This window comes from Nocardia sp. NPDC047654, from assembly GCF_043205035.1.
Classification (GTDB): Bacteria; Actinomycetota; Actinomycetes; order Mycobacteriales; family Mycobacteriaceae; genus Nocardia.
Genome location: NZ_JBIDDF010000016.1, coordinates 91,853 through 103,446, shown reverse-complemented (window position 1 = coordinate 103,446; position 11,594 = coordinate 91,853). Strand labels below are relative to the sequence as shown.

The window sequence follows — 11,594 nt, the reverse complement described above, 5'->3', positions numbered from 1 at the left end:
GCGACTGTCGCGATAGGAGTGACTGTGCCATTCGAACCGAGTGCTACTTCCGAAAGACCCCCCGAAGCCTGGCCGGTCAGCGCCTATCAGCGCGATGTGTTGTCGGTCTCCTACCGGTATGCCCCGGCACCGGTCACCCGAAACGCCTACTGCGCGTTCATGGACGAGCCATTCGATATGGCCCGGTTGCGCGCGGTGGTCCGCAGGGCGCTGCTCGGTGACGCCGCGCTGCGCCTGAGGTTCGAGTTCTCCGAAGGCCGCTTCTGGCAGTGGGTCTGCGACGAGCTACCCGAGGTCGAGCTGGTCGATCTCAGTTGGGCATCGGATCCCGCCGCGGCGCGGCGCGACTGGGTGAACCGGGCGAATGTGACGCCCTCCCCGCCGCGCCAGCCGTTCCGGATCGCCGCGCTGGTGGACGGGCCCGACCGTTTCCATCTCTACGTGGCGATGCACCACGCGATGATCGACGGCTGGGGCGTGAACGCGCTGTGGAGCGCCCTGGTTGACAACTACAGCCGCAAAGACCTGTCGCTCGAACAGCTCGCCGAGCCGGATCCGGTCACCGCGCAGACCGATCGCGGCGCGGCCACCTATCGCAAGATCGCCGCCGAGCACGAGGAGTATCTGTCCTCGGCGCAGTGGGTGGCGGATCGGGACGCGCTGCTGCGCCGCTTCGAAGGCGTGGTCCCCGCGCTCTTTTCCGGCCGTGCGAGCACCCCCGACGTCAACCGGGGCCGCCGGCGCGTAGTGGTGGAACCCGCGTTCCTCGACCGCATTCGGGCCACCGGCTTCTCCGTCTTCGCGTTCACCGTTTCGGCGCTGGCCGCCTACTTGACCACCATTCACCGCTCCGAGGAGGTGGTGATCGGGGTCCCGATGCTCAACCGGCACAGCGCAGAGACCTTCCGCACCGCCGGGCACCGGACGAACGTGGTGCCCCTGCGCATCCGGGTCGACCCGGACCAGCCGCTGTCGGCGGTCGCCACCGAGGTGGCCGCGCAGATCCGGGAACTCAAGCGCTACGAGCGTTTTCCGTACGGCGACCTGGCGCGTGCGCTCAGCAGCGACCCGACGGCGCCGCCGCTGTTCGACGTGGCGTACTCCTACATCAAGATGCCGCCGTCGGATCACCTGGACAAGATCCTCGGCACCCTCGACATCGTCAATCCCGGCACGGTGCTCGAAGCGCTGAACATCCTCGGCGTCGAGCACGCCCGCGACGGTTCGCTGAACCTCCAGCTCTACTACGACAAGGACGTCTTCGACGAGAACTTCCCGTTCGAGTCGGTCGTGCGCGGCATCGGCGCGCTGCTGGTGGCGGCGCTGGACCGGCCCGGAGTGCCGATCTCGGCCTTGCCGCTGATGCCCGCGCGGGAGCAGGCCGCCATCGCCGCGTTCGAAGCGGGCCCGCGCGAGGAGTTCCCGTACACGACCATCGACCGGCTGGTCGCCGACGTGGCCGCCCGGCATCCCGAGCGGATCGCGATCGAACCGATAGCGGGCTCGGGGGAACAGCCGCTGCGCTACGCCGAACTGTCCGCGCTCGCCGATGGATTCGCCGCCGGATTGCACGCGCTGGGCGCGACCGGCAACGAGTGCGTCGCCGTCGTGCTGCCCCGCTCGACCGAGATGCTCGTCGCGATCTTCGGCGTGTTGCGGGCCGGTTGCGCGTACGTGCCGCTCGACCCGGACTTCCCGGCCGCCCGCATCGCAACCGTGCTCGCCGACTGCGGGGCGCGCTTCGTGGTGGCGGGGCCGCGGCATCGAGCGGTCTACGACGAGTTGGGCGTCACCAGCATCGCGGTGGCCGACACCGTCCCGGCGCGCGGCGTCGAAAGCGTCTCGCACCCGGCCGATCTCGGCTACCTCATCTACACCTCTGGCTCCACCGGCGTGCCCAAGGGCGTGATGATCGAGCACCGGTCGGTGGTCAACCGCCTGACCTGGATGCAGCGGCGCTACCCCCTGCACGCCGCGGACGTGATCCTCCAGAAGACGCCGGCCACCTTCGACGTGTCGGTGTGGGAACTGTTCTGGTGGGCGATCACCGGCGCTCGGGTGGCCTTGCTGGAACCCGGCGGGGAGCGCGATCCGCGCCGCATCGCCGACGCGATCGGCGCGCACCACGTGACGGTGCTGCATTTCGTGCCCTCCATGCTGGCCGCGTTCGTCGACGAGCTGGCCGCCGACCCGGCGACGGTCGCGCGGATCGGCAGCGTGCGCCGGGTGTTCTGCAGCGGCGAGGCGTTACCGCCGGCGCTGGTACGCCGGTTCCACGCCGTCTTCGCCGCGGCCGGGGCCACAGCGCCGCAGCTGGTGAATCTCTACGGCCCGACCGAGGCCACCGTCGACGTCTCCTATTTCGACTGCCCGGCCGACGAGTCGCTGGACGTGGTGCCGATCGGCCGTCCGATCGCCAACATCGACCTGCTCGTGCTCGACCACATCGGCCGCCGGGTGCCCGTCGGCGTGCCGGGGGAGCTGAACATCGCGGGTGTGGGCGTGGCCCGCGGTTATCGCGGCAGGCCCGAGCTGACCGCGGCGGCGTTCGTCGACGACCGCGGGGTGCCGGGCCGCCGCCGCTACCGCACCGGCGACCTGGCGCGATGGCTGCCCGACGGCAACCTCGAGTACCTGGGCCGCTTCGACGACCAGGTGAAGATCCGCGGCAACCGGATCACCCTCGGCGAAGTGCAGAACGCCATGCTCGGCTGCGCCGGGGTGCGCGCGGCGGCCGTGGTGGACGAAGTCTCAGAGGTGCACGGCGTGCAACTGGTCGGCTATTTCGTCGGCGCCGACGTCTCCGGCGAGGAGATCGCCGAGCAACTCGCGGCCCGGCTGCCCCGCTACATGGTGCCGTCCCGGTTGATCCGGGTGGAGCGGATACCGTTGACCCGCAACGGAAAACTGGACCGGCGCGCACTCGCCGAGCAACTCGTCCTCGGCCACGGCGCCGAGCAGGCGGCAGGCGGCGCGCCGCGCACCGCGGCGGAGACCGGGCTCGCGCAGGTCTGGCGCACCGTGCTGGGCGTCGAGTCGATCGGCGTGCACGACAACTTCTTCACTCACGGCGGCGATTCCATCCTCGCGCTGGCCGTGCGCACCGCCGCCGAACGCGCCGGGCTCTACTTCGACGTGGACGCCTTCTACCAGGCGCCGACCATCGCCGAGTTGGCCAGGGTCGTGCGCGACGACCGCCACGATGAGCGAGGGCGCATCGTGGCCCCCTTGCAAACGGTGCCGCTGATCGACCGCGCCGCGCTGCACCAGGCCGAGGACGCGTTCCCGGCGACGGCCCTGCAACTGGGCATGCTGTATCACAGCATCGAGCGCGCCGACTCGGTCACCTACAAGGACGTGTTCCGCTATCGGCTCGAAATCCCCTGGGATGAATCGCAATTCCGGGACGCGGTGGACCGGCTGGTGCGGCGGCAACCCGCGCTGCGCTCGTCGTTCGAGCTGAGCAGGTATTCGGTCCCGCTGCAGATCGTGCACGCCGCCCCGCACTACGAGCTGGAGATCGTCGACCTCGGCGACATGGACGAGGCGGACGGCGAAGACCTGATCGAGATCTATCTCCAGGAGCGCGCCCACGCGCAGTACGACATCGCGCTCGCTCCGCTGTTCGCCATCCGGGTCTTCGTCCGCCCCGGCCCGCAGGAGCCGGTCGGCACGGTGGACCTGGTACTGAGCTTCCACCACGCCATCCTGGACGGCTGGAGTGTGGCCACGTCGGTGCTGGAACTGCTACTGGACTACCTCAACCACATCGGCATGACCCGGACCCAGGTGGAGGCCACTGCCCATCCGGCCACCGTGCTCGCCGAGTACGCGCAGGCCGAGCAGGGCGCGGCGCACGACGCCGCCGCACGCGAATACTGGTCGACCGCCCTGGCCGGGGCGGAACCCACCGCGCTCACCGCGCTCGGGGTGCACCAGCCCGTGGTCGCGGGCGTGCCGCAAGCACGGGCGCTGGTGCCGCGCAGGCTGGCCGAACGGGTCTCCGCGTTCGCGGCGCGCCACCAGGTGCCGGAGAAGGCGGTCTATCTGGCCGCGCACTGCCTGGCGCTGCGGGCGCTCACCGGCCGCACGGACGTCACCACCGGCGTGGTGAGCCACGGTCGCCCGGACCGCGCCGGCGCCGAACGCGTGGCGGGGCTGTTCCTCAACACGCTGCCGATCCGGCTGGACAGCACCGCGACCACGTGGCGCGCCGCGGTGGAGCAGCTCGCGCGACGCGAGCGTGAGGCCTATCCGTTCCGTCGCTACCCGCTGCGATCGATCCTCGCCGACGGCGGGCCGGTCTTCGAGACGGCGTTCAACTTCGTCAACTATCACGTCTTCCAGCCCATGCTGGTGCTGGACGGCGTGCGCCTGCTGGATTTCGACGCCCGCGAGGAGACCAACTTCCAGCTGCTGGTGACCGCGGCGACCGACCCGCGCGACGGCCGGATGTGGTTGCGGGTCGACGGTGATCACACGCTGACCGCCGAACAGTGCGAGACCGTGGCGCTCACCCAGCTGCGCATGCTGGCAGGCATCGTCGCCGACCCCGACGCGGTGATCGACCGTGGCGCCGGCCCCGCGACCGCCCACGACGTGGGCACTCTGGTGGCCGAGGCGGCGGCGCTGCATCCCGCCCGCGTCGCTCTGGCCGGCGACGACGAATCGGTCAGCTATGACGAGATGATCGAAAGCTCCGATCGGCTGGCCCGGCGCCTGGCCGCACTCGGCGTGTCACCGGGCGACCGGGTCGGCATCCTGATGGGGCGTCGTCCGCAACTGGTGTTGCTCGTGCTCGCCCTGACCAGGCTCGGGGCCGCGTGCGTCCCGCTGGATGTCAGTTACCCGCGGGCCAGGCTGAACCTGATGATCGACCGCGCCCGCCCGCACCGGGTGATCGCCGATGGCGCCTACCGCGACATCGTCGACGACGCCGCCTTGGTCCTGGACAGCGCCGCGCTCTTCGACGACTCCGCGCCCGAGCCGGAAGTGGAACTGCCCGACCACGTGTCGCCCGACGCGGTGGCCTATGTGCTGTTCACCTCCGGGTCGACCGGTGAGCCCAAGGGCGTCGCGATGCCGCATCGCGGCCTGACCTCCCTGGTGGACTGGCAGAATCGCGCGGCCACCGGCACCGGTCTGCTGAGCACACTCCAGTTGGCGCCGTTGAGTTTCGACGTGTCGTTCCAGGAGATCTTCACCACCCTCGCGGCCGGGTCCACCCTGCGGGTGAGTTCGGCCGATCTGCGATCGAACGTCGAGCAATTGCTGAACACCGTCGTGGAGGAGGGCATCGAACGGCTGTTCCTGCCGTACGTGGCCTTGCAGGCGTTCGCCGAGGCCGCCGTGGGGCACCGGATGTTCCCGACCGAACTGAAGGTGCTGATCTCCTCCGGCGAACAGTTGCGCATCACCGACGAGATCCGCGCGCTGTGCAAAGTGGTTCCGGGCCTGGTACTGGAGAACCAATACGGTCCCACCGAATCCCACGTCGCGACCAAGTTCACGCTCACCGGTCCGGCCGACGAGTTCCCCGCGCTGCCGCCCATCGGCCGCGCCGTCGACGGTGACACCGTGGAACTGCTCGACAGCGCGCTGCGGCCGGTGCCGGATGGCGTGATCGGCGAGATCTATCTCGGCGGCCGCAGCATCGCTCGCGGCTACGAGGGCAGGCCCGCGCTCACCGCGCAGCGGTTCGTCGCCACGCACGCGGGCGGAATCCGGTACCGCACCGGCGACCTCGGTGTCCGGCTGTTCTCCGGTGACATCGTCTGTCTGGGCCGCAGCGACAGCCAGGTCAAGATCCGCGGGTTCCGGGTGGAACCCGCCGAAGTCGAGCTGTGCATCCTGAGCCTGGCGGAGAAGTTCCCCGGCATCACCGAGGCCGCCGTCGTGGCCCGCGGTTTCGGCGGTATCGACGGCTCGCTGATCGCGTTCCTGGTCGGCGCGGCCGAGCAGACCGACCTCGCCGCACTGCGGCACGACCTGCGCTCGATGCTGCCCGCGCACATGGTGCCGTCGCGGTTCGCCTGGCTCGACGAACTGCCTCGCACGCCCAGCGGCAAGCGCGACGACGCGACGCTGCGCGCCTACGGTGCGGACGCCGCGGAGTCGGTGTCGGCGCGGCGAGAGCCCACCGACGACTACGAGCGGTCGGCGGTCGAACTACTGGCCGAGTACGCGGGCCTGCGCTCGATCGGCGTGGACGACGACTTCTTCGCGGCGGGTGGCACCTCGATCGGGGCGATGCGCGTGGTGATGGCGCTGTCGCGCCGATGGGGCGTCGAGGTGCCGCTGGACGCGTTCATCGGCGCGCCCACCGCCGCCGGGCTCGCCACGCTGGTGCGCGCGGGCGACGTGCAGCGCACGTTCGACCCGCTGGTGCCGATCAGCGTGGGCGGGGTCAAGCCGCCGCTGTTCCTGGTGCACCCGATCGGCGGCAATGTGCTGTGCTACCTGGCTCTCGCGCGTCACCTGGATCCGGACCGCCCGGTGTACGGGCTGCAGGCGGCGGGCGCGGATTCGGGCAGCGCGCCGGAGAAGTCCATTCCCGCGATGGCGGAGTCGTACCTGGAGGCGGTGCGGCGAGTGCATCCGACCGGCACGTATCACTTGGCGGGCTGGTCGTTCGGCGGCTATGTCGCCTTGGAAATGGCCCGCAGGCTCCCCGAGGACGAGGTGTCCAGTGTGACGCTGCTGGACACGATGGCGCTGCGCGCGCGTACGCGAACACCGATCCCGGAGGAGAAACTCATCCGGTGGTTCTTCCTGGAACTGCTGTGGTACGCGCGCGGAAGCCAGTCGGCGCTGGTCGATTTCGAGCCCGACGTGCACAATTCCGAGGATTTGTTCGCGGCGATGCTGGCGGAGTCGGTGCGCTCGGGCATCCTGCCCGCCGACAGCTCCCCGCAGGCGATCCGGCGGCTCTACGAGGTGTTCTTCGCCAACTACTCATCGATGCTGGATTACAAACTCGAGCCCTACGACCGCGACATCACGCTGCTGCGCGCGACCGAGGGACTGCCGCCGGGCGTCGACCTGGCGCACAAGACCGTCGGCAGCATGTTCGACAGCGCCGACAACGGGTGGAAACAGTACGCGGCGCGCCGGTTCACGGTGATCGACGTTCCTGGCGATCACCTGAACATGATGTCCGAGCCGAACATCGGCGAGCTGGGCCTGCGGCTGGACGAGGTGCTGTCGGCCGCCGACCCCGATCTGGACCGTGAATGGGACGAATCCATGCTGGACGCCTGAGGTTCGCTCACGCCTTCGCCGCGGCCGCCCCGCGCAGTACGGCCGCGGTGAAATCATCCAAGGGATAGAACAATTCGATGGCCAGCTCCGACAGCGTCACATCGGCGGGTGCGCCGAAGGTGGCCATCGTGCTGAACATCGACAGTTCGCCGGCCGGAGTGCGGATCCGAATCGGCACCTCGAAAGGGCCGGGCGGTGCGCCTGCCCCCGCTTCCGACTCGTCGATTCCGGCCGGCTCGGGATAGGCCGCCACCTCGTCGTGCAGCGCGGCCAGTTCCGCGTCGCCGCTCGCGCTGACCTGCCTGCCGAGCCGCTCCAGGAACAGGGCGCGGACCTGGGCGAGGTTGGCCAACCGGCCCGCGAGCCCGTCGGGGTGCAGCACCAGCCGGTAGACGTTGAGCCGCGGCGCCCGCACGTGTTCGGGAACGCCGTCCATCAGCACGCCCATCGCCGCGTTGCCCGTCACCACATCCCACAGCCGATCGATGACCACCGCCGGGTACGGTTCGTGCGCCGTCAGCATGGTGTTCAGCGCGGTGCGGACCGCCGCGAGATGGGCGTCGTCGAAACCGCTCTCCAGGTAAGCGGGGGCGAAACCGGCTGCCACCAGCAGGGTGTTGCGTTCGCGCAGCGGCACCTCCAGCGCGTCGCACAGCCGCAGCACCATCGCCCGGCTGGGCGCGGCGCGGCCGGTCTCCAGGTACGACAGGTGCCGCGCCGAACTGTCCGCGGCCAACGCCAGATCGAGCTGGCTCAGCCTGCGCCGTTGCCGCCATTCACGCAGCAGGATGCCCGCTCTCGATGGTGTCCGCACCGCTGTCATTCGACCAGCTAAGCACTCGCTCGCGCGGTGTTGCCATGACCTCCGAGGTCATTGCGACACCGACCTCCGGCCAGCAGGGTTGGCAGCGGGAGCCGATAGGCCCCGCCGGATCGATGAACGGAGTGCGATATGAGACCAGCCACCCTGGCTCGCCGCGAGGGGAGCGCCGCGTTCCTGCGAACCGCGCTGCGCGTGGACGGTTGGAGCACCGGGATCTTCGGCGGGGTGCTGCTGGCCGGAGCAGGAGTGCTGCGCGACCCGCTCGGGCTGCCGGTCGGCTGGAGTATCGCGTTCGGAGTGGTCATGGTCGGTGGCGCGCTCGCACTGCTGACGCTCGCGCGACGCCCCGTGGTGTCCGCGCGCCACGCGCGGGCGGTCGTCGCGGTCAACGCGCTGTCGGCAGCGGGGATGATCGGACTGGCCGGTACGAACGTCCTCGCGCTGACCGGTCCGGGCGTGGCTTTCCTGCTCGTCGGCGCGGCAGCGGTCGCGATCTTCGCCGGACTGGAATCGGCCGGGCTCCGCAGGCTCGGGTGAGCACCCACGGGACCGACCGACCCCGCCTCGCCGACGAGTCCGGCCTCGGCCGCTTGCTCGACGCGCGGATCACGTGGGCGGGCCGGTGATGCGGTCACGGCATTCGGTCCCCTCGCGGATTTCGCGGAACTGGTGAGCGAGCAGCGGTGCGGGCTGGGCAGGGACAGCGACGAGTGCCGTCCGGATCAGGATGGCAGGCCCGACGGTGGCTGTTCACCCCGTCCCGGAACACAGAATCGTGGCGGTCACGGGTGAGGGGGACTCTGCGTCCTCGACGGCTCGACGGAATTTCGTTGTGCCCGACTCCACCGACCGGGTAGAGACATGCGGATGGACGTCTCAATGCCCGAGATCGGATTGCTCGTGCCCGATGACTGGGCGGTATTCCGGCGTATCCGGCTCGCGGCGCTGACCGACGCGCCGCAGTTCTTCGGTAGCACCCTCGCCGAGGCCCAGGCCCGGACCGAGAGCGGCTGGCGGCGCGCGCTGTCGGATCGAGCGCAGTTCGTGGCCCGGTGGGACGGCACCGAAGTGGGGACCGTCGCGGGCATGCCCGACCCGGAACGCGGCGGGGTGCACCTGATCTCGATGTGGGTGGCGCCGTCGGCGCGGGGGACCGGGGTGTCCGACCGGCTGGTGCGCGCGGTGCTCGACTGGGCGGTCGAGGGCGGGCACGACGTCGTCCACTTGGAGTTCGCCGAGCACAATGCCTTCGCCGAGCGGGTGTATCTGCGCAACGGCTTCGTGCGGACCGGGGGCAGCGGGCCGATCGCACCGGGCGACCCGCGAGTGGAATTCGAGATGGCGTGGCGGCCGCCGAGGCCCGGTTTGCCCGCCCATCCGCAGGGTATCCGGGCCGCGACGGCATCCGAGACATCCGTCCCGTACCGCGACGCCGAGCACAGGAGGCAGCCATGACCGATCGCAATTCCGCGGACAAGGGGACCGACGACGTGCGGGGCACCGGTGATGTGCCTGCCGAAACCGGGCAGCCGTCCAAGGGTGCGGCGGACACGGCGGTGCCGAGCGGTGCCGCTGGTGCCGGCGGGAAGGCCGAGTCGGTGAGTTCGGCCCAGGTTTCGGAGAATGCGCCTGCTGAGGCGGGCGGTCCGGCGGAGAAGTCGGAGCCGGCTGCCTCGGCACCAATCTCGGAGGATGCCGCTGTGCGGCCGGGCGGCGCCGCAGGCGCGGCGGGGGAGCCGGAGACGGTGACTTCGGGGTTGTCGGAGGGCCCGTCCGCGGAGGCTGATGGCGCTGGTGCGGGAGGAAGGACAGAGTCGGTGAGTTCGGCTCAGATCTCGGAGGATGTGCCCGCGGCAGCGGGCGGCGCTACGGGGAAACCGGAGACGGTGGCCTCGGCGCAGGCACCGGAAGGCTCGGGCGCGAGAGGAAATGCGGATCCGGAATCCGTGCGGCATGCGGCCGCGGAGGGCAGCCGGAAGGAAACACCGATATACGAGTCGGTTCGCCGCGCCGCCGAGCGTGCCGAGCAGGTACAGGCGGACGCCGCCACCGCCGCCGAACGCGGCGCCGCGGGAATCCCCGGACCGGTGAGCGGCCCTGGCCGCACCCTTCTGGAAATGCTTCGCGACAAGCCCATCCTCGCCGCGATCCCGGCATCCACCCTCGCCTTCATCCTCTGGCGCGCCTTCCACCGCCGCTGATCCGGTTCACACGCGCCGTCGATAGACCTGCCGGGATCCACCCTCCGGCCCGGGAGCCGCCTGCTCCGCGGGGTGGAAACCCAACTTCTCGTAGAACGCGCGCGCACCGCCGGCGACCCCGCAGGGGTGATCGGGCCCGAAGGTGACCGCTTCCAGCGTCCCCGGGGCCGGCACGTACCGGCGAATCGCGTCCGCGATGAGCGCCCGGCCGATGCCGTGCCCGCGAGCCTGTTCCGCGACGACCAGCCAGCGCACCCGGTAGACCGGCGGGTTCGACCCGAACAGGATGCCGCCGAGCACCTCCGCCCCCGCGGACCGAGCGACGAGCGCCGTCCCGCGCCCGATGTGCCGCAGCACCGCGGCACGAAACTCGGCGTCCTCGGCGGACGCCCCGAACCAGTGCTCGACCTGCCCCGCCAGTTCGAGAAAACCGGCGAGGTCGTCCTCTCGCGCAAGCCTGACAATCATCCGCGCCATCGTGACAGCATCGGTCGGCCGCGTCGACTCGAAGCGACCTCAGCTTGCGGTGGCTCGCAGAGCGGTGTCCAGTTTGGTGAGAAAACGCGCGAAGTGGGGATCGGTGTCGGGAAGGTCGAAACCGGCTACGTCCCACCAATGTTCACCGTCGAACTCACGTGGGTCGAGGGCGTGGCCGCGGGCGCGGTCACCGCGGATCACGTACCAGAGGCTGACGTCTTCGTGCGCGTCGGAGCCGACGGTGGTGGTGAGGGTGAGCAACAGCGGGTCGGGCCCGACGACGTCGAACCGTGCCTCGACGCCGATCTCCTCGGCCGCTTCGCGCCGCGCCGCGTCGAGCGGATGCTCGCCGGGGTCGACATGCCCTCCGGTCGGCAGCCACAGCCCGGCGAGGCGATGCCTGCCGAGCAGCACCGCCCGCGCTGCCGGATCGACCAGCACGGCATAGGCGACCAGGTGTCGCGGCGGCGTGGCCGGTTTGGCCCGCCGGAAGATGTCGTCGGTCGACGCGAGCCAATCCAGCGTCGTGTCGACGTGCTGTCGCTCGAGCTCGTCGAGCGGCGTGATCCGCTGCACGACATCGGCGACCGCGGCGGTGGCGGAGTGCATGGCACGGACTGTAGTGCCGGGCACCGACAGCTTCAGCCGTCCAGTACCGCGGATTCGAGCCGGGCGGTGTACGTCGTGGCGCGGTCGAGCGCGTCGGCCGACGCGGCGAGGTCACACCGCAACCAGCGTGCCCGGCGCGGCAATCGGCCGCACCGTTCCTCCAGGATCAATGGATCGATCATCGGTATCTCGTTCCGATCGACGAGTGTTCACCCGCAATCTCT

Annotated in this window: 8 protein-coding genes; 4 read left to right on the top strand and 4 right to left on the bottom strand. The window is 70.5% G+C overall.

Features of this window, described 5'->3' with window-relative positions:
- Window positions 1–18 precede the first annotated feature (18 nt).
- Window positions 19–7,260 (top strand): amino acid adenylation domain-containing protein, encoded by a 7,242-nt coding sequence (locus ACGF7Y_RS29825; RefSeq protein ID WP_393239528.1) that lies wholly within the window; start codon window positions 19–21, stop codon window positions 7,258–7,260.
- Window positions 7,261–7,267: 7 nt separating this feature from the next.
- On the opposite strand, the gene ACGF7Y_RS29820 is transcribed toward ACGF7Y_RS29825, so the two are convergent.
- A complete protein-coding gene (locus tag ACGF7Y_RS29820; RefSeq protein WP_393239525.1) occupies window positions 7,268–8,083 on the bottom strand; it encodes a helix-turn-helix domain-containing protein in 816 nt (271 codons plus the stop codon).
- Window positions 8,084–8,212: 129 nt separating this feature from the next.
- Between ACGF7Y_RS29820 and ACGF7Y_RS29815 the strand changes: the two genes are divergently transcribed.
- The 3 genes from ACGF7Y_RS29815 to ACGF7Y_RS29805 all read left to right on the top strand — a co-directional run bounded on the left by ACGF7Y_RS29815 (window position 8,213) and on the right by ACGF7Y_RS29805 (window position 10,284).
- A complete protein-coding gene (locus tag ACGF7Y_RS29815) occupies window positions 8,213–8,620 on the top strand; it encodes a hypothetical protein (RefSeq protein WP_393239522.1) in 408 nt (135 codons plus the stop codon).
- A 330-nt stretch (window positions 8,621–8,950) separates the two neighbouring features.
- Window positions 8,951–9,538 carry a GNAT family N-acetyltransferase gene (locus ACGF7Y_RS29810; RefSeq protein ID WP_393239519.1) on the top strand — a complete coding sequence of 196 codons (588 nt, stop codon included), beginning with the start codon at window positions 8,951–8,953 and terminating at the stop codon, window positions 9,536–9,538.
- Window positions 9,535–10,284 carry a hypothetical protein gene (locus ACGF7Y_RS29805; protein ID WP_393239516.1) on the top strand — a complete coding sequence of 250 codons (750 nt, stop codon included), beginning with the start codon at window positions 9,535–9,537 and terminating at the stop codon, window positions 10,282–10,284. Before ACGF7Y_RS29810 ends, ACGF7Y_RS29805 begins: the two co-directional genes overlap by 4 nt.
- Before the next feature lie 6 nt (window positions 10,285–10,290).
- On the opposite strand, the gene ACGF7Y_RS29800 is transcribed toward ACGF7Y_RS29805, so the two are convergent.
- The 3 genes from ACGF7Y_RS29800 to ACGF7Y_RS29790 are packed head-to-tail and all read right to left on the bottom strand — an operon-like array spanning window position 10,291 to window position 11,552.
- The gene (locus ACGF7Y_RS29800; protein WP_393239513.1) at window positions 10,291–10,752 is read right to left on the bottom strand and encodes a GNAT family N-acetyltransferase; all 462 of its coding nucleotides are present in this window, start codon (window positions 10,750–10,752) and stop codon (window positions 10,291–10,293) included.
- Between the two features lie 48 nt (window positions 10,753–10,800).
- Window positions 10,801–11,370, bottom strand: a complete 570-nt coding sequence (locus ACGF7Y_RS29795; protein WP_393239510.1) for an NUDIX hydrolase — start codon at window positions 11,368–11,370, stop codon at window positions 10,801–10,803.
- A 32-nt stretch (window positions 11,371–11,402) separates the two neighbouring features.
- Window positions 11,403–11,552: a hypothetical protein gene (locus tag ACGF7Y_RS29790; protein WP_393239507.1), complete on the bottom strand. Its 150-nt coding sequence runs from the start codon at window positions 11,550–11,552 to the stop codon at window positions 11,403–11,405.
- Between the last annotated feature and the right edge of the window lie 42 nt (window positions 11,553–11,594).